Source organism: Croceicoccus bisphenolivorans (genome assembly GCF_001634625.1).
Lineage (GTDB): Bacteria > Pseudomonadota > Alphaproteobacteria > Sphingomonadales > Sphingomonadaceae > Croceicoccus > Croceicoccus bisphenolivorans.
In genome coordinates this window covers 60,553-77,672 of the sequence record NZ_LRSE01000007.1, presented here as the reverse complement: position 1 = coordinate 77,672, position 17,120 = coordinate 60,553, and the positions used below count along the sequence as shown (strand labels likewise).

The window sequence follows — 17,120 nt, the reverse complement described above, 5'->3', positions numbered from 1 at the left end:
CATCCGCCGCCCCTGTCCGGTTCAGGCGGCTGGGTCGCTCTTGCGCGTCACAATCCGGCCTGGAGTGTGCAGGCGATACCGCGCGTGGCGATAGGGGCCTTCCAGTTCAGTGCTGATTTCCAGCCCATCCTGTCGCAGCGCGTGGATCGTGCCACCCAGCCGCGTATGCCACGGCAAGGTATCGTGCTGGGTGATTCCCGCAGCGTTCTGCGCGAGCATATCGACCACACGCCCGCGCTTGCCCTTGTACGGCCATTTGCGGCCATCAGGGGCACCGAACACGACAACGAGGCTATCGGCCTGCCTACGGCCTTCCACCGCGCTCACAGCCCATCCTCCGGTTCGGCATCGCTGTCTGGTTCGTCGTCGCCGTTCGGTTCGCGGTCATCATCACCATCTGCCCAATCGAGCGCGGCGATGAGCACTGCCACAGCGCCGTCGATGGCGCGACGGGGAAGCCTCACCACAGGTTCGGCCTTGCCGTCCATGTAGCTTGCGACGTATAGCGAACGGGCAATGGCTCTCACACTATTGCACTGCCCCTCGGTCGCACCACCGACCGGGGGGTTTTCGCTTCCAGCGCCCAGCGCCGTTTCCGCCGCACTCATAGCGCACCGCCTTCTCGCAACGGGAGACTTTCAGCCCATGCCTCGGCATCAGCGCGGGCGATGCGCGTGGCGGTACCCAGCTTGCGGATTCTCAAGCGGCCAGCGGCCACCTCGCGGTAAGCCGTGGTGCGGCCAATCCGATAGCGCGAGCAAAACTCGGCCATCGGCATCATTTCAGGAAAGTCATTCATCAGTCTCAGCCTCTGATCCACCGGGAGCGCCGGGGCGGCACCTGCGATGTGCAGGGCAGGCAGAGGTTACCTAGGGATACGCAGGCTGTCGGATGATAAGGCTGATTGAGGCTAATCTCACCGAAGATTTGCTCCATCAGCCTTTTGATATTCTCGCAAAATTAACGCCGCTTTGGGTCGGATCGTCGGTTCAGCAGGGTTTTCACCTCGTGCTTCAAACCAAGCGCTCAACCATCGTTCAATTTCAGCTTGAGCACCATGCGCGTATAGGTCGGGCACAACGTCTAGTTTATTTTGCGCCCCTCCAAATGCGGCTATCGCGGCCTCCCAGTCATACTTATTTCGTGAAGGCGGCAATTCGCGAGCGGTCTGGAAGCCGGTCCTTGCTGGACCTGCGACAAGTTGGATTTGTTTGCGATTGAAATGGACACCCGCAGCTTCAGAGCGGTCCCATTGCTCGGGTGCATCGCTAGGGCAGTAGACTTGCTTGAACCCGAAGTCGCCAATTTCCCAGTCTGCATAAACTGTGCGTCCGAAACCATCCTGATCGTCGCAACCTTCAGCGGGAGCATCAGCCATTGCCTTCGACCAGAAGGTCGAGGGCAGGATTCTCAATTCATGACGGGTGTCATCGCATGGCACTTCGAAGTAGCGCTCGTATTCGCCGTCCCATTGAGCTTCGGTGCGATTATGAAACGTGTTCACCAATATCGTCGCAAGCCCGTCAAGAAGGCCGCGTTCGCAACGAGTCACGATTACCCTTTTGGCATCCTTCCCATAACGCGGTTCTAAAAGCTCAACGGCAGCGAGGGGAGTAAGCCAATTTTCCCAATCCATCATCGCATAGCCACCACGTTGCGAGCACAACCACTGATAGTAACGCTAGCCCAAGCCGCCATCATTTGCCGACGCTTTTCCAGCATCGTGCCGCGTTGATAGGCCGCAATCGTTTTATCATTGATAACGTGCGCCAGTGCGGCCTCGGCCAGTTCTGCCGGCCAGTTCGTCTGCTCGGCCACCCAGTCGCGGAACGTGCTGCGAAAGCCGTGCGCGGTTTCATCCCGGCCCATGTCGCGAAGCGCCTTGGTTAGCGTCATGTCGGATAGGGGCTTACCCTTGGCCTGTCCCGGAAAGACCAGATCGGACCCACCGCGCTTGTATGCCTTCATGCGCTCGAACAGCCGCACCGCCGCATCGGATAGTGGAACAACATGTTCGCGTCCCGCCTTCATGCGCTCGGCTGGAATAGTCCACGTCGCCGCGTCCAGATCAATTTCCGACCATTCGGCCAGCCGCACTTCGCCGGAACGGGCAGCGGTCAGGATAACTGCTTCCAGCGCCAGCCGCCCAATTGTCTCGCGCGCGCGTAGTGCTGCCATAAAGGCGGGCATTTCAGCGTAGGGCACGGCCTTGTGATGTTTCACCCGCTCGCGTTGCCTGGGGAGCGCCTTGTCGATCACCGCCATTGCCAACGGCCCATCGCGGTATCCCTTGGCCACGGCCCAATCGATCACTGTGCGGATGCGTTGGCGAACACGCCGCGCCGTTTCAGGTTTTTTCAACCAGATGGCAGCAAGCACATCGCGCACCGCCGCCGCGTCCAGTTCGGCCACCGACCTGTCGCCAATGTCAGGGAAGGCATGGGCCTCTAGGCTCGATAGCCATTGATCCTTGTGCTTGCCGTTCTTCCAGCTTGCCTTGTGCTCGGCATGGACCAGCGCCGCCGCCTCGCGAAACGTGGGAACGCCAGCCGCCTTGCGCCGCTCGGCCACCGGATCGATTCCCGCTTCCACTTGAGAGCGTGTCAGGCGGGCACGTTCCCGCGCCAACGCCAGTGAAACCTTGCTCGCGCTGCCAAGACCGATATCGCGCCGCCGCCCGGCTTTCTGGACGCGCACCATCCAGCTTTTGCCGCCGCGCTTGCCGACCAAAAGGAAAAGCCCGTCGCCATCACCATAGCGCCCCGGCTCGCTCATCGCCTTCACGGCTGTCGCCGTCAGCTTGCCCATTGCCATTGCTCCCACACAATTTACCACACCGTATCGCGGTTAGTGGGAAACGGCAAGGGGCGGCTGGAAACAGGAAAGTCCCTATTTCTCTCTATTTTAGTGGCTGTTTTGGGGCTGGGAGGTTCGGCTGGAAAGAGCCAATTGGCGGACAGGGTGGGATTCGAACCCACGGTACGGTTGCCCGCACGGCGGTTTTCAAGACCGCTGCCTTAAACCACTCGGCCACCTGTCCGTCCGCAGGCCGCTAGCGCGTTCGTTTCGGTTTGTCACGCAATCTGGTGCATGCATCGCAAGTCGGGATTCACACGGGCGACATGCTGTGTCATGCTTGCCGCATGATCTTTTCTGACCGATTCCGCCATTTTGTTCAGATGCTTGCGCTTGCCGTCGGCATCATTGCATTCTCCTCCCCCGCCATTGCACAGCCATTTACGCAAGCCGGCTTCGAAGCGTATTTGCAGAAAGTCGCCGCAAGGGCGAGGGCGGAGGGCGTGTCCGAACGTGCCATCGCTTCGGGGCTTTCGGGGCTTACTATCAACGAGCGGGTGGTCGCACTTGATCGCCCGCAGGCGTACGATCCCAATTCTGTACCCCCGCCATTCGAACCCTATCGGCGCGAACATGTCGATGCCGCACGGATTGCCGGTGGCCAGCGTACTTATGCATCCAGCGCATCGCTGATTCCCGCGGTGGAGGCGAAGTATGGCGTGCCGGGCGAGATCCTTGTCGCGATTTGGGGGCATGAAACGAACTACGGCTCTTTCATGGGCGGTTTCGACACTATCCGCTCGCTTGCCACGCTTGCCTATGAAGGGCGCAGGCGCGAACTGTTCGAGGATGAACTCGTCGCTTCGCTGAAGATGCTGGATCGCGGGGTAAGCCGCTCGCAGCTGACCGGCAGCTGGGCCGGCGCCATCGGGAACCCGCAGTTCCTGCCATCCGTCTGGCTCCGCGTCGCGCAAGACGGTGACGGCAACGGCACGCGCGATATCTGGAACAGCCGCGCCGACACGCTGGCCTCGATCGCCGCCTATTTCCAGTCGGCAGGATGGCGCAAGGGCGAGCCTTGGGGCCTTCCCGCATACGTTCCTGCCGGTTTCGATCGGGATTCGCTGAAGACGCAGCTTGTTTCGCCCCGTTGTCCGCGGGTGTTCGCTCGCCACAGCCAGTGGCGAACCATTGCCGAGTGGAAGGCACTTGGCGTGCGCCCGCAGCGGTTGGTGTCGGACGATACAATGGCATCGCTGTTCGAACCGGACGGGCCGGGCAAGACAGCCTATTTGCTGACCGGTAATTATCGGGTGATTCTCGATTACAACTGTTCCAACTACTACGCGCTTTCGGTAGGCCTTCTGGCAGACGAAATCAGGCGCTGACGGGCGGGCATCGCCCCGGCGGCTTAGTGAAGGTTCCTACCGGCGATATGACCGCGATCCGCCAACTTGCCCGAACAACGGCCGTGGCTCTGGCTGCCGCGGCGCTGCTCGTCTCCCCCGCCACCGGTGCGCAGGGCGGCGGGGGATCGGGCGATGGGGCTGTTGCGATATCGGATGGTGCCGATTTGCCCCCTTCGCTGGAAGGTGCGCCGATCGCGTTGATGGTCGACCTCGGTTCGGGCCGCGTTCTTTACAGCCGTGAAGCGGACCGGCGCTTCATGCCGGCTTCGCTTACCAAGCTGATGACGCTCTACACCGCGTTCGAAATGATCGAGGAAGGCTCGCTGTCGCTGGATCAGCGCCTTCCGGTCAGGGACGAAACCTTCCGCGCGTGGAGCGGCAAGGGTTCGACGATGTTCGTGCCGCGCGGCGCCGCGATCACGGTCGATACCCTGCTCCACGCCATCGACACGGTCTCGGCCAACGACGGCTGCGTCGTCCTTGCCGAAGGAGCGGCAGGAAGCGTTCCGGCCTTCACCGCGCTGATGAATGCCAAGGCTCGGCAGCTTGGCATGCACGACAGCCACTGGAACACGCCTAACGGCTGGATGGACGAGGGGCGAACCTACACCAGCGCAAGGGACCTTGCGACGCTGGCCCAGGCGATCATCACGCGCCACCCCGGACTCTATCGCCGCTATTTCAGCCAGCCCAGCTTCGCTTACAACGGCATCACGCAGAACAACCGCAACCCAATTCTTGGCGCGGTTCAGGGTGCAGACGGCCTGAAAACGGGCTTCACGAACGAGGCTGGCTACGGCTTTGTAGGATCGGCAGAGCGTAACGGACGGCGGATCGTGATGGTGATCGGCGGCACGGAAAGCGGCCGCGCGCGCAAGGCAATTGCCCGCGATTTCATCAACTGGGGCTTCGACGACTGGAGCGCGCGCCGGCTTTATGGTGCCGGGCAGGCCGTTGCCTCGGTTGCCTTGCAGGGCGGCGCGGACCGGACGGTGATGCTGAATGCCGAACGGCCGGTGTTCGTCACCGTGCCGCAAGGCCAACAAGCCGATGCCAGGGTTTCCGTACGCTATCGCGGTCCTGCCGTCGCGCCGGTGCGCAAGGGTGACAAGATCGCCACGCTGGAAATCACCACGGCCGACGGATCGCGGGGCAGCGTCCCGCTTGTCGCGGCAGAGGATGTCGACACTGCCAACTGGTGGCAGCGGCTGCGCAACGGGCTGCTGGCGATCGTCACGTGACACGCGGGCGTTTCATCACGTTCGAAGGCGGGGAGGGGGCCGGAAAGTCCACCCAGATCCGCCTCCTGGCAGATGCGCTGCAGCGTCGCGGCATACCGCACCTGATTACGCGAGAGCCGGGCGGTACGGCGGGAGCCGAGGCGTTGCGGGCGCTACTGCTGGACAGCAACCTCAACTGGGATGCGCGGGCAGAGGCACTGCTGTTCGCGGCTGCCCGCGCCGATCACGTCGCAAACCTGATCCGTCCGGCACTGGCCGATGGGAAGTGGGTGCTGTGTGACCGTTTCCTCGATTCGAGTCGCGCCTATCAGGGCGGAGCAGGGGGGCTGGGTGACGAACAGGTCATGACGCTGCACGACATCGGTAGTGACGGCCTGTTGCCGGATTGCACTCTTCTCCTTGAGCTGGATCCCGGAACTGCGGCGCAGCGGGCAGCTGTTCGCGATGCCGGTGCGTCCGACCGGATCGGGGCAAAGGGCGCAGACTATCACGCCATGGTCCGCGACCGCTTCCGCGAACTGGCCGACAAGGAGCCGCGCCGCTTCGTGCGCATTTCGGGAGATGGCAGCGAAGGCGATGTCCATGCCCGCGTCATGCACGCGCTCGAACCCTTGCTGGCCTTAGCATGAGCGCGAGTATGGGCGTTCTGCTCGGTCACGAAGAGCCTTGGCGTGAGTGGCATGCCGCGATCGGAGGCGGGCGGATGCACCACGCATGGTTGCTGACCGGACCTGCGGGGCTCGGAAAATCGGGATTTGCCAAGGCGGCAGCGGCTGAGCTGGTGGCAGAGCCTGACGTCGCGCAACCGCCGGTTGAGCATCATCCGGACATTCTGTGGCTGGAACGCCTGCCTGCAACTTCCGATGACGAGAAGAAGCGCGAGGAAGGCAAGCCCTTCGCTACCAAGCGGAGCATCACGGTCGACCAGGTGCGCGCGATGCAGCGGCGCTTGAACACGCGCCCTACGCTCGGTTCCAAACGTGCGATCGTGTTCGACAGCGCCGACGATCTGGAAAAATCGGCAGTCAACGCACTGCTCAAAAGCCTGGAGGAACCGCCGGTCGGCAGCATTTTCCTGCTTGTTTCCCATCGACCGGGCGGCCTGTTGCCAACCGTCAGGTCACGATGCCGCACCCTGCGGTTCCGGCCCCTTGATATGGCGGACGTAGAGGCGGTCACGCGGGCCTTGCGGCCGGATGCTAGCGAGCAGGCGCGTAAATCGGCGGTGGAAGCGGCGCATGGTTCGCCCGGTGCAGCCTTGCGTTTCATCGACAACGATCTTGCCACGATCCGAAAGGAACTGCTGGGGATCGTAGAGAACGGCGATGCCGATTTTTCCCGACGCGGGGCACTTGCCGCGGCGATCGGCGCACGGCCTGATCGGGAGCGTCTTCTGGCCAGCGTGGAACTGGCCCGCACGATCTGTGCGGAGAATGCGGGCCTTGCCTCCCGACCGGTACAGGCCCGACTGATCGAGGTGCACGCCAAGCTCACCCGCTTCGGGGCGGAGATACCTTATGCGAATTTCGATCCCGGCCTTGCCGTTGTCGAAATTGGCGGGTTGCTGGCGTCGGCTGCCGCACCTAAGGGAAGCGTCTGACGGGCAAATGCCCGCCGAATGCGCCTGCAAGGGTCAAAGTCCTTGCAACCTCCCGCGAATTGACGAAAGCATCGGGCCGATGGCCGACCCTTATTATATCACCACCGCGATCCACTATCCCAATGGCAAGCCGCATATCGGCCATGCCTACGAAACCATTGCCGCGGACGTCATGGCACGTTTCCAGCGCGCGAAGGGGCGGGAGGTGCGGTTCCAGACCGGCACTGACGAGCATGGCTTGAAGATGGCGCAAAAGGCGCGCGATCTGGGCGTGACACCGCGCCAGCTTTGCGATGAAATGTCCGGTTATTTCCGTATCTTGTTCGACATACTTGATATCAGCTACGATAATTTCATCCGTACCACGGAAGACCGCCATCACGCCGCGAGCCAGGCGATCTGGCAGGCGATGGAGGCCAGCGGCGACCTCTACCTCGACCGTTACGAGGGCTGGTACTCGATCCGCGATGAAGCCTATTACGACGAGAGCGAACTCACAGACGGGGAAGGGGGCGAAAAGCTCTCGCCTCAAGGCACGCCGGTCGAATGGACGGTGGAGGAGAGCTGGTTCTTCCGCTTGTCGAAGTATCAGGAACCATTGCTGGCGCTTTATCGCGACAACCCCGATTTCATCCGACCGGCAAGCCGCCGCAACGAAGTGCAGCGCTTTGTCGAGGGCGGCCTGCGCGACCTGTCGGTATCCCGCACCAGCTTCGACTGGGGCGTGAAGGTGCCGGGCGCGGACGAACATGTCATGTATGTATGGGTCGATGCCCTGACGAACTATCTCACCGGCCTCGGCTATCCTGAAAAAACGCCGGACTTCGAAAAGTTCTGGCCCGCCGACCTTCACCTGATCGGCAAGGATATCGTTCGTTTCCACGCCGTGTACTGGCCGGCCTTCCTGATGAGTGCCGGCTTGCCCTTGCCCAGGCAGGTGTACGGGCACGGCTTCCTGCTCAACCGCGGCCAGAAAGAATCGAAGTCGCTGGGCAATGTGACCGATCCGGTCGAACTGGCCGAAAAGTTCGGTGTCGATCCGCTCCGTTACTTCCTGCTGCGGGAAATTGCCTTCGGGCAGGACGGCTCGTATTCGCCCGAAGCAATCGTGACCCGTGCCAATGCCGAACTTGCGAACAGTTTCGGCAATCTGGCCCAGCGCACTTTATCCATGATTTTCAAAAACGTGGATGGCGTTCTTTCGGTTGCATCCAAGGATGATGCCGATGTCGCGCTGGAAACCAGTGTCGCCGATGCAATCACGGAACTGCAGGACCGCTTCGAACGGCTTGCATTCAGCGAGGGGCTCGAAGCGTGGATGCGCGCTGTCTTCGCCTGCAACCAGTATGTCGACGAAATGGCGCCGTGGGCCTTGCGCAAGACCGATCCCGACCGGATGGCTGCCGTCCTCATGACCTTGTTCCGCTGCGTTCACGATCTGGCGATTGCAGTGCGTCCGGTCGTGCCGGGGTCTATCGACCGGTTGCTGGACCAGATGGGCATAGAAGCAGATGCTCGCGGATACGGCGCGCTTGGCAGTTCGGATTGGTTCGATACGCTCGTCGCCGACGGCTTCCGCGTCGACAAGCCGGTCGGCGTCTTCCCCCGCCTTGAAATGCCAGAGGAAACGCCGGCCTGATGCTCGTCGATTCCCACTGCCATCTGAATTACGCCGGGCTCGTTGAGCAGCAGGACGAAGTGCTACGCCGGGCGCGGGAACGGGGGGTGAGGGGTTTCCTCAACATCTCGACCCGTCAATCCGAGTGGGATGCCGTTGTCGCCGTCGCGGAACGGGAACCGGATGTCTGGGCCAGTGTCGGCATTCATCCGCATGAAGCGGACAAGCACGCGGATCTTGGCCGTGAAGCTCTTTTAAAGGCGACCAAGCACCCGCGCGTGATCGGCATCGGTGAAACCGGGCTGGATTACTATTACGATCATTCCGACCGTCAGGTGCAGCAGGCACTGTTTCGCATGCACATCGATGTCTGTCGAGAAACGCAGCTGCCTCTGATCATCCACACCCGCGATGCAGAGGATGACACGCTGGCAATCCTGCGCGAGGAGGCGGGCAAGGACGCATTTCCCGCCCTGATCCATTGTTTCACCGCATCGCAGCCGTTCGGAGAGGCCGTCCTTGAACTGGGCCTTTCGATATCACTGTCTGGTATCGTAACATTCAAGAATGCCAAGGATTTGCAGGACACGGCTAAGGCCATTCCTGAAAATCGCCTGCTGGTCGAAACGGACTCGCCATTCCTTGCACCTATCCCGCATCGCGGGAAAACATGCGAACCTGCTTTCGTTTCGGACACTCTCGCATTCGTTGCTAACCTGCGGGGTGTAAGTCCCGAAACGCTGGCCGAACAGACCGGCCACAACTTCCATACCCTGTTCACCAAGGCGGCGGCGTGAAACTGCTGATCCTTGGCTCCGGCACATCGACCGGCGTACCGCGACTAGGCAATGACTGGGGTGCATGTGACCCCGACAATCCGAAGAACCGGCGGACGCGGGTTTCCATCATTGTCGAGGCCGATGACGGTCAGCGGGTGCTCGTGGATACCTCCACGGACCTTCGGCAGCAGCTGCTTGCCAATGATATCGCCAGCATCGATGCGGTGTTCTGGACGCACGATCACGCCGATCACTGTCATGGTATCGACGACCTTCGCGTGATGCGATACGGGCGGGATGGCCCCATTCCGGGCTATGCCGCCAATGAGACGGTCAGGCGTCTGCGGCAAAGGTTCGGGTACGTGTTTGCAGGACAGCACGGCTATCCCACTATCGTAAACCTCGACACTCTGGACAGGTTGCGCATCGTTGCCGGCATGCGCGTGGAATGGTGCCAGGTACGACACGGACCGGCGCAAAGTACCGCTTTTCGCTTTGATAACGGCACGCATTCAATCGGTTACGCGACGGACATCAGCGAAATTCCCGATGAGCTCGTATCGCTGATGGATGGCGTCGACATTCTGGTGGTCGATTGTCTGCGCCGCGAACCGCACCCGACGCATGCGCATCTCGGCATGGCGCTTGAACTCGCCGAACGATCTGGTGCGCGACGCACGGTACTGACTCATCTGGACAAGAGCTTGGATTATCAGGCGCTAAACGACGAAACACCCGTAGGCGTTGAAGCTGCATATGACGGCATGGAGATCGCGCTGTGACGACGCTCGGCATCGTGTCACTGATCAGCATGCTCGGTTGGTTAGCGCTGATGATCGCGAACTATCGCTCGTATGATGTTCCGCACGGCAAGACGCTGCGGATGATAGCGATCTGGGTGGGGTTATTTGCCTTGGTGGCGCTGGGCTTCAAGGCGCTGGGACTGGCTTGAAGGCGTTGAAGTGCACTTTATAATTTAACATAATATATATTATCTAATCATGAGGTTTGCGGGGCGGCGCAGGGCATCGCACAATTCGCGCTTGTGGCGGGCTTCACTTGCCCCCCTGCCATTCAATGAATACCGCATTGGGAATGGCCGACATGGAAAACGATAGCCCGATTGCGCGACTGCTTGGTGTAATGGCGCGTTTGCGCGATCCGGACACCGGTTGCGAATGGGATCTTGCGCAGGACTTTGCCTCGATCGCGCCGTACACGCTCGAGGAAGCGTTCGAGGTTGCCGACGCTATCGCCCGTGACGACATGGAAGAATTGCGCGATGAACTGGGCGATCTCCTGCTTCAGGTAGTGTTCCACTCGCGCATGGCGGAAGAGCTCGGTCATTTCACGTTCGCGGATGTGGCAGAAGGCATCGCCGACAAGATGGAGCGGCGCCATCCACATATCTTCGGTGAAACGGCTGACAACGAAGCCGTCTCGATCCGCAGGAATTGGGAAACGATCAAGGCCGCAGAACGCCAATCGAAGGCCCAATCGGGAGCATTGGCCGGAGTCGCACTGGCACTGCCTGCCCTGACACGGGCCGAGAAGCTGCAGAAACGCGCGGCACGTGTCGGGTTCGATTGGCCGGATTCTGGAGGCGCTGCCGACAAGCTGCGAGAGGAGATCAACGAGTTCGAGGAAGCAACCGAGCCAGGGCACAAGCTGGAAGAAGCTGGCGATATGCTCTTCGCAATGGTGAACTGGCTGCGCAAACAGGACATTGCCCCGGAAGAGGCGCTACGTGCCGCAAACCGCAAGTTCGAACGGCGTTTTGCGGCTATGGAAGCAATGGCCGCGCGTGACGGAGACGATTTCGCACAGTTGAAACTTGATGCGCAAGATGCACTCTGGTCTCGAGTGAAATCCGAAGAGTGACCATCAACCTTCCGTTAGACTGAGAAATTTTCCATATTCGCGCGGGTCCAGCCGGACATCGATCTCAAGCTGCGGCAGCCCTGATCCGTCTTCACCCGGATCTTCTCTCAGCACCTCGCCATGGGCATGCAGCCACGCAATGCGTTGGCCGTCGGTAGCGGGCAAGGTGAACGTGTGAACCCGCGCGGAAGCAGTCAGCATGTCCGAAGCCTGACGCAATAACGCGTCGGTGCCGAAACCGGTCAAGGCGGACATCGGGATCACCGGAAGGCTTTCGTGCGCGGACTGTTCGAGCAGTTCTTCCTGACGGGCGGGGTCCAGATTGTCCCATTTGTTCCACGCCTCGATCACGGGGATGGTCAGCCCGCCCTCCTCGCCCGTATTGATGTCGAGATCGGTCAGAACCTGCTCGACCTCGCTTTTCTGCATGTCGGCCATGGGGCTGGAGATATCGCGAACGTGCACGATGACATCGGCGCCGGTCACTTCCTCAAGCGTGGCGCGAAACGCGGCGACAAGCTGGGTCGGCAGGTCCGAGATGAAACCGACGGTATCGGACAGGATCGCCTTTTCCACGCCGGGCAGTTCTATGGCCCGCATCGTGGGATCGAGCGTGGCGAACAGCAAGTCCTCCGCCATGACGTCGGCACCGGTCATGCGGTTGAAAAGAGTAGACTTTCCGGCGTTGGTATAGCCGACAAGCGCGATGACGGGCCAGGGCGCCCTTCCCCGTCGCGCTCTGTGCAGGGCGCGCGTGCGGCGCACCTGTTCAAGTTCGCGACGCAATCGCGCCATCCGGTCGCGGATCATGCGGCGGTCAGCCTCGATCTGCGTTTCGCCGGGGCCGCCGAGGAAACCGAAGCCGCCGCGCTGACGCTCAAGGTGCGTCCAGCTGCGCACGAGCCGCCCGGCCTGATAATCGAGGTGGGCGAGCTCTACCTGTAGCCGCCCTTCGGCCGTCGCCGCCCGTTCGCCAAAGATTTCGAGGATCAGTCCCGTCCGGTCGATCACCTTGCGACCGATCTTTTCCTCAAGATTGCGCTGTTGGATCGCTGACAAGGCCCCGTCGACGATGACAAGGTCCGCTTCTTCCATGTCGCACGCCGTCTTGATGCGATCGATCTGACCGGAACCGAACAAGGTACCGGCTTTCACTTCACGGACGGGGATGATGAAATTGTCGACGACGACGATACCGATGGCGAGAGCAAGGCCGCAGCCTTCCTCCAGACGCGATTCCGGGTCCGCCAGATGGGCAGAACGGATGTCTGGCATGACAACCACGGCGCGGGCACCGCGGCTGACCTCTCCGGTAACGTCGTCGTTCAGAGTGTCTTCTCGTTCTTAGTCTTCGTCGTCCCAGTCGCCCGACAGGTCGACATGCGTGACCGGCTGTACGGTCGAAACGGCGTGCTTGTAGGCGAGCTGGACGTAACCTTCGCGTTCCAGCAGCATGCAGAACAGGTCGTAAGCGGCGATGCGGCCCTGAAGCATGACACCGTTGATCAGGAACATCGTGACCTGAACGCCGGCATCGCGCACGGACGACAGGAACACGTCCTGCAACTGGCGCTTGCCCTTGCCGTCCTCGGCAATTTCGAACTGGTCGGCATCGACCGGCTGCGTCGGCATGATCGTGCTGATCGCATGCTTGTAAACAAGCTGCGACTGGCCGTCACGGCGCAGCAGGATCGAGAAATTGTCGAACCATGTGACGATGCCTTGCAGCTTCACACCCTTCACAAGGAACATCGTGACGGGGGTCTTGTTGCGGCGCACATGATTGAGGAACAGGTCCTGCAGGTTCTTGCCCTTGAGCGTTGGCGTAGCCTTCGCCGCGGACTTTGCAGGTGAGGTCTTTGCAGCCGTGGTCTTTGCCACCGGTTTTTCAGGTGCAACCTCCGCCTTTTCAGAGGGAGCGGGGGTGCGGATCGAGAGAGTCTTACCAGCCAATTTTGGCCTCCTTGTTGTTGGCGGCGGGTTCTTTCCCGTCCGCGATCTGGCCGAACGCGCAACCGCTTCCAGCCGAAAATCGTAAGCAAGGTATCACTGCTCACACCGGATAAAAACTCGAAAATATCGCAGGTGCAGCATTTTATTCGTCGTCGCGGCGATCCGATATGCCCAGCGACTTGAGTTTGCGGTGCAAGGCGGACCGTTCCATCCCGATGAAATTCGCCGTGCGCGATATGTTTCCCGAAAATCTGCGTATCTGGATCCGCAGGTACTCACGCTCGAACTGTTCGCGCGCCTCGCGCAGGGGAATGCCCATCATCGCGGTGATACCGGCCCCCTCCCCGTTCTCCTCCTGCGTGATTTCGCCGGGCAGCATATCGACCTCGATCAGTTCAAGGCGGTCGCGTGGGGCAAGGATCATCGTCCGTTCGATCACGTTACGTAGCTGGCGCACGTTCCCCGGCCAATCGTAACTTTGCAGAACCGCCATCGCGTCATCACTGATCGAAGGCGGCGTCACGCCCTGCGCCGCTGCAAAGCGGGCGAAGAAGTGATTGACCAGCATCGGAATGTCGCCGCGCCGTTCCGCAAGCGAAGGGATCGCCACCGGCACGACGTTGAGGCGATAGTACAGGTCCTCGCGAAAGCGCCGTTCGGTGATTTCCTGCTCCAGATCGCGCGAAGTGGCGGATGCCACGCGAACGTCGACCCGAATCTGCCGGTTGCCCCCCACCCGCACAAATGCCTGGTCGGTAAGAACGCGCAGGATGCGTGCCTGTGTCGATTCCGGCATGTCGGCCACTTCGTCGAAAAACAACGTTCCGCCATCGGCCATTTCCAAAAGGCCCGCGCGGATCAGCTTGCCGTCCTGTTCCTCGCCGAACAGTTCCTGCTCGAACCGTTCGGGCGTGATCCGCGCCGAATTCACGGTTACGAAGGGCTTGTCGGACCGCGTGCTCCACGTGTGAAGCAGGCGGGCTGCAACTTCCTTGCCCGCTCCGGCGGGGCCGGTGATGAGGACGCGGCTTCCCGTACCGGCCACCCGCTTAAGGGTGGCACGCACGGCGTTGATCGCGCTGGACGAACCGTTGAATTCGTCCAGCGATCCGTCGCCGCCCTGACGCAACTGCGCGTTTTCGCGGCGTAGCCGTTCGGTCTCGGTCGCGCGTTCGACCATGTGGATCAGGCGTTCGGACTCGAACGGCTTCTCGATGAAATCGACCGCCCCGCGGCTGACTGCGGCAACCGCCGTATCGATGTTACCGTGGCCGGAGAATATGATGACTGGAAGATCCGGCTCGCGTTGCTTCACCGCCTCCAGCACCTCCAGCCCGTCCATCGGCGAGCCATGCAGCCATACGTCAAGCAGCACGAGGCTCGGGCGGCGTTCGTCGATCGCGGCCAGCGCCGAAACGCTGTCGCCCGCCGTCCGGCAGTCATAGCCTTCGTCTGACAGGACCCCGGCAACCAGTTCGCGGATGTCGCGTTCGTCGTCGACGATAAGGATATCGAGTGCCATCAGTACTTTCCGGGAATTATCATGGTGCGTGGCGAATGGGTCATTCTGCGGCTTCCTTCCCGTCATCAGGCGAAAGTTCGGCCAGCGGATCGCGCGAGAAACGCATCCTGACCCGCGTACCGCCTTCGGGCGCTGCCTCGAACGCGATGTTGCCGCCATGTTCGCCAAGTATCTTCTGGACGATGGCAAGGCCAAGACCGGTGCCCTTCTCGCGCGTGGTCATATAGGGCTCGACGATGCTCTGCCCTTCGCGCGGCAGACCGATGCCGTTGTCCGTGACGGTCACAGTCACGCCATCGCGGTCGGGCGACATGTGGACGAAGATCCGGCCCTTGTAATTGTCGTTGCCCTCGGCCGATCGTGTCTCGATCGCTTCGGCTGCGTTCTTCAACACGTTCGTCATCGCCTGGCCGACCTGGTGACGGTCGCAGGCGATGGTCGTGTTGCCCTCGTCGCTATCGAAGCGATAGGCGATTTGCGCGTTGCCGACTTCCTGCAGGAACATGGCTTGCCGGACGAGGTCTGACAGATCCTCGTCGCGGAAGCTGGGCTTGGGCATTCGCGCGAAGCTGGAAAATTCGTCCACCATTTTCCGCAGATCGCCGACCTGCCTGATGATTGTCTGGGTCAGTTCGTCGAACAGTTCGCCATCGGTTGCGATCTGCCGGCGATAACGGCGGCCCAGACGCTCCGTCGCAAGCTGGATTGGCGTCAGCGGGTTCTTGATCTCGTGCGCGATGCGGCGGGCAACGTCCGACCATGCGGCCCTGCGCTGGTCGAGCAATTGGCGGGTGATATCCTCGAACGTGAGCACGCTGCCGTGCCGCGTCCGCGCGATCTTCACCGCCAGGGTGCGGGTATCCGCGCCGCGGGCCTGCTGGACGATGCCGCTGGAGCGCCCGTCTTTCAGTTGTTCACCCAGCGCGGGGGCGATTTCAGCCAGCGGGCGACCAATCGCGCGCCCTTCCCCGCCCTCAAAAAGCATCGCCTGCGCCGAACCGTTTATGAGCAGGATGCGGCCATCGTCGTCGACGGAGATGATGCCTGACGTCGCCGAATCGAGCACAGCTTCGGTAAAGGCCCGACGCTCGACCAGCAGTTCGTTCGCCTCGATCAGTGCCTGCGTCTGCCCGGCGATCTGCTCGGTCATCCGGTTGAATGCGCGGTTGAGCAGGCCGATCTCGTCGTTGCCGGTGCGGCCTTCGACCCGCTTTGAAAAATCGCCGGAACCGACATCGCGTGCCGCCGCCAGCAATTCGGCCAGCGGTTCGACCTGCCGGTCGGCAAAGCGCAACGCGAACCAAACGGCAAGCGCGACCAGTGCCAGCGACACACCCAACAGGGCGATGTTGAACTGTAATTGCAGGCTGCGGGCGTTGCCGATCAGGCTGTCGTAATTCGCAAGCACGCTTTGCGCACGCTGCCACTGGCTCTGGGCCTGTTCGTCGGACTTGCGCGCCGTGTAGAGATAGATACCGCGTTCCGGTTCGAGCGGAGTCACCGCCTCGATCCGCTTTGCCGTTGCGCTCACGACCACGGTCTCGCCGCTGGCCAGCCTGTCGAACACGCCCGGTTCGATGCGGTGCGGCCCTTCCTCCTGATCCGGATCGACGATCGCCGCCGTGCGCACGATGCCGTCCTCGCCACGCTCGATAATCGCGGATTCGTTCAGCTCGCGGATGATGACCTGGCGGGTATAGGCCTCGGCAAATTCGGGTGAGGCGATGTTCGCCTGGCTGAGATAGAAACGCACGTCGCCGGCCATGGCGACGGTTTCATCGCCGATATCGCGCAGGTTCTGTTCGTAATAGCCGCGCGCCAGCTGGTTCGCATCTTCCAGCAGCCCGCGCGAACGTTCGGAAAACCAGAATTCGACGCCGGACTGGAACAGGTACGAGGCGAAAGCCACGACCAGCAGGGTCGGGACGGCAGCAAGCAAAGAAAAGAAGAATACAAGGCGGACATGCAGGCGACCTGTGCTTCCGGTCAGCTTCCGCGCACGCCTCAGCGCCAGTCGCCGCCCCATCAGCATCAGCAGGCCCATTGCGGGAACCAGCGTTGCAACCAGCAGCGATGTCGTGGTCGTCAGCGGCAGCAGTTGCCCGCTATCCTTGTCCGCACCGAGCGTGAGCCAGCCGCCGAAAAGCACCAGCAACAGCACGGCGGCAAGCACGATTTCCAGTACGACAAATCCGTTGGCACGGTACCAGAGAACCCCGAACCGCCGCGAAAGGCGCGACCAGTCCAGCCCTTCCGACCCGAAGATCGGCCGGCGCTCTGCCGGAATGCTCTTCTCTTGGGCTTCGCCAGACATCGTTGCG

General features: G+C 61.5%; 18 protein-coding genes and 1 tRNA gene. 9 read left to right on the top strand and 10 right to left on the bottom strand.

The window, feature by feature from the left end:
• Positions 1-21: 21 nt before the first annotated feature.
• From A7A77_RS09525 to A7A77_RS09505, 6 genes are all read right to left on the bottom strand, one after another.
• Positions 22-327 (bottom strand): hypothetical protein, encoded by a 306-nt coding sequence (locus tag A7A77_RS09525; RefSeq protein ID WP_066556806.1) that lies wholly within the window; start codon positions 325-327, stop codon positions 22-24.
• Positions 324-608, bottom strand: a complete 285-nt coding sequence (locus tag A7A77_RS09520) for a hypothetical protein (protein ID WP_066556804.1) — start codon at positions 606-608, stop codon at positions 324-326. Before A7A77_RS09520 ends, A7A77_RS09525 begins: the two co-directional genes overlap by 4 nt.
• Complete coding sequence (locus A7A77_RS17835) at positions 605-799, bottom strand: helix-turn-helix domain-containing protein (RefSeq protein WP_216635567.1); 195 nt, start codon at positions 797-799, stop codon at positions 605-607. The genes A7A77_RS09520 and A7A77_RS17835 overlap by 4 nt, the downstream gene beginning before the upstream one ends.
• Before the next feature lie 117 nt (positions 800-916).
• Positions 917-1,639, bottom strand: a complete 723-nt coding sequence (locus tag A7A77_RS17830; protein WP_156500499.1) for a hypothetical protein — start codon at positions 1,637-1,639, stop codon at positions 917-919.
• The gene (locus A7A77_RS09510) at positions 1,636-2,808 is read right to left on the bottom strand and encodes a tyrosine-type recombinase/integrase (RefSeq protein ID WP_066556798.1); all 1,173 of its coding nucleotides are present in this window, start codon (positions 2,806-2,808) and stop codon (positions 1,636-1,638) included. The genes A7A77_RS17830 and A7A77_RS09510 overlap by 4 nt, the downstream gene beginning before the upstream one ends.
• Before the next feature lie 142 nt (positions 2,809-2,950).
• Positions 2,951-3,040, bottom strand: a tRNA-Ser gene (locus A7A77_RS09505).
• 103 nt (positions 3,041-3,143) lie between these two features.
• On the opposite strand from A7A77_RS09505, the gene A7A77_RS09500 reads away from it, so the two are divergent.
• The 9 genes from A7A77_RS09500 to mazG all read left to right on the top strand — a co-directional run bounded on the left by A7A77_RS09500 (position 3,144) and on the right by mazG (position 11,324).
• Positions 3,144-4,184: a lytic murein transglycosylase gene (locus A7A77_RS09500; RefSeq protein ID WP_082836029.1), complete on the top strand. Its 1,041-nt coding sequence runs from the start codon at positions 3,144-3,146 to the stop codon at positions 4,182-4,184.
• Positions 4,185-4,231: 47 nt separating this feature from the next.
• Positions 4,232-5,446: a D-alanyl-D-alanine carboxypeptidase family protein gene (locus tag A7A77_RS09495; RefSeq protein WP_082836028.1), complete on the top strand. Its 1,215-nt coding sequence runs from the start codon at positions 4,232-4,234 to the stop codon at positions 5,444-5,446.
• Positions 5,443-6,075, top strand: coding sequence for a dTMP kinase (tmk, locus tag A7A77_RS09490; RefSeq protein ID WP_066556795.1), 633 nt, complete (start codon positions 5,443-5,445; stop codon positions 6,073-6,075). The genes A7A77_RS09495 and tmk overlap by 4 nt, the downstream gene beginning before the upstream one ends.
• Positions 6,072-7,046, top strand: coding sequence for an AAA family ATPase (locus A7A77_RS09485; RefSeq protein ID WP_066556790.1), 975 nt, complete (start codon positions 6,072-6,074; stop codon positions 7,044-7,046). Before tmk ends, A7A77_RS09485 begins: the two co-directional genes overlap by 4 nt.
• Before the next feature lie 79 nt (positions 7,047-7,125).
• A complete protein-coding gene (metG, locus tag A7A77_RS09480; RefSeq protein WP_066556787.1) occupies positions 7,126-8,685 on the top strand; it encodes a methionine--tRNA ligase in 1,560 nt (519 codons plus the stop codon).
• Complete coding sequence (locus A7A77_RS09475; protein ID WP_066556785.1) at positions 8,685-9,461, top strand: TatD family hydrolase; 777 nt, start codon at positions 8,685-8,687, stop codon at positions 9,459-9,461. Before metG ends, A7A77_RS09475 begins: the two co-directional genes overlap by 1 nt.
• Positions 9,458-10,225 carry an MBL fold metallo-hydrolase gene (locus tag A7A77_RS09470; protein WP_066556782.1) on the top strand — a complete coding sequence of 256 codons (768 nt, stop codon included), beginning with the start codon at positions 9,458-9,460 and terminating at the stop codon, positions 10,223-10,225. The genes A7A77_RS09475 and A7A77_RS09470 overlap by 4 nt, the downstream gene beginning before the upstream one ends.
• Complete coding sequence (locus A7A77_RS17825; RefSeq protein WP_156500498.1) at positions 10,222-10,395, top strand: hypothetical protein; 174 nt, start codon at positions 10,222-10,224, stop codon at positions 10,393-10,395. Before A7A77_RS09470 ends, A7A77_RS17825 begins: the two co-directional genes overlap by 4 nt.
• A 152-nt stretch (positions 10,396-10,547) precedes the next feature.
• A complete protein-coding gene (gene mazG / locus A7A77_RS09465; protein ID WP_425388558.1) occupies positions 10,548-11,324 on the top strand; it encodes a nucleoside triphosphate pyrophosphohydrolase in 777 nt (258 codons plus the stop codon).
• A 3-nt stretch (positions 11,325-11,327) separates the two neighbouring features.
• Here the strand turns inward: mazG and hflX are convergent, their stop codons facing one another.
• The 4 genes from hflX to A7A77_RS09445 form a co-directional block, all read right to left on the bottom strand.
• Positions 11,328-12,599: a GTPase HflX gene (gene hflX / locus A7A77_RS09460; protein WP_082836027.1), complete on the bottom strand. Its 1,272-nt coding sequence runs from the start codon at positions 12,597-12,599 to the stop codon at positions 11,328-11,330.
• A gap of 69 nt (positions 12,600-12,668) precedes the next feature.
• The gene (hfq, locus tag A7A77_RS09455) at positions 12,669-13,277 is read right to left on the bottom strand and encodes an RNA chaperone Hfq (RefSeq protein ID WP_082836026.1); all 609 of its coding nucleotides are present in this window, start codon (positions 13,275-13,277) and stop codon (positions 12,669-12,671) included.
• A 142-nt stretch (positions 13,278-13,419) separates the two neighbouring features.
• Positions 13,420-14,799, bottom strand: coding sequence for a nitrogen assimilation response regulator NtrX (gene ntrX, locus A7A77_RS09450; RefSeq protein ID WP_066556773.1), 1,380 nt, complete (start codon positions 14,797-14,799; stop codon positions 13,420-13,422).
• Positions 14,800-14,839: 40 nt separating this feature from the next.
• The gene (locus tag A7A77_RS09445) at positions 14,840-17,113 is read right to left on the bottom strand and encodes a sensor histidine kinase (RefSeq protein WP_082836025.1); all 2,274 of its coding nucleotides are present in this window, start codon (positions 17,111-17,113) and stop codon (positions 14,840-14,842) included.
• Positions 17,114-17,120: the final 7 nt, after the last annotated feature.

Coding starts and splice junctions, on each gene's coding strand:
- A7A77_RS09520 (WP_066556804.1), bottom strand. CDS start 608: ATGAGTGCGGCGGAAACGGCGCTGGGCGCTGGAAGCGAAAACCCCCCG.
- A7A77_RS17835 (WP_216635567.1), bottom strand. CDS start 799: ATGAATGACTTTCCTGAAATGATGCCGATGGCCGAGTTTTGCTCGCGC.
- A7A77_RS17830 (WP_156500499.1), bottom strand. CDS start 1,639: ATGATGGATTGGGAAAATTGGCTTACTCCCCTCGCTGCCGTTGAGCTT.
- A7A77_RS09510 (WP_066556798.1), bottom strand. CDS start 2,808: ATGGGCAAGCTGACGGCGACAGCCGTGAAGGCGATGAGCGAGCCGGGG.
- A7A77_RS09500 (WP_082836029.1), top strand. CDS start 3,144: ATGATCTTTTCTGACCGATTCCGCCATTTTGTTCAGATGCTTGCGCTT.
- A7A77_RS09495 (WP_082836028.1), top strand. CDS start 4,232: ATGACCGCGATCCGCCAACTTGCCCGAACAACGGCCGTGGCTCTGGCT.
- A7A77_RS09485 (WP_066556790.1), top strand. CDS start 6,072: ATGAGCGCGAGTATGGGCGTTCTGCTCGGTCACGAAGAGCCTTGGCGT.
- metG (WP_066556787.1), top strand. CDS start 7,126: ATGGCCGACCCTTATTATATCACCACCGCGATCCACTATCCCAATGGC.
- A7A77_RS09475 (WP_066556785.1), top strand. CDS start 8,685: ATGCTCGTCGATTCCCACTGCCATCTGAATTACGCCGGGCTCGTTGAG.
- mazG (WP_425388558.1), top strand. CDS start 10,548: ATGGAAAACGATAGCCCGATTGCGCGACTGCTTGGTGTAATGGCGCGT.
- hflX (WP_082836027.1), bottom strand. CDS start 12,599: ATGCCAGACATCCGTTCTGCCCATCTGGCGGACCCGGAATCGCGTCTG.
- ntrX (WP_066556773.1), bottom strand. CDS start 14,799: ATGGCACTCGATATCCTTATCGTCGACGACGAACGCGACATCCGCGAA.
- A7A77_RS09445 (WP_082836025.1), bottom strand. CDS start 17,113: ATGTCTGGCGAAGCCCAAGAGAAGAGCATTCCGGCAGAGCGCCGGCCG.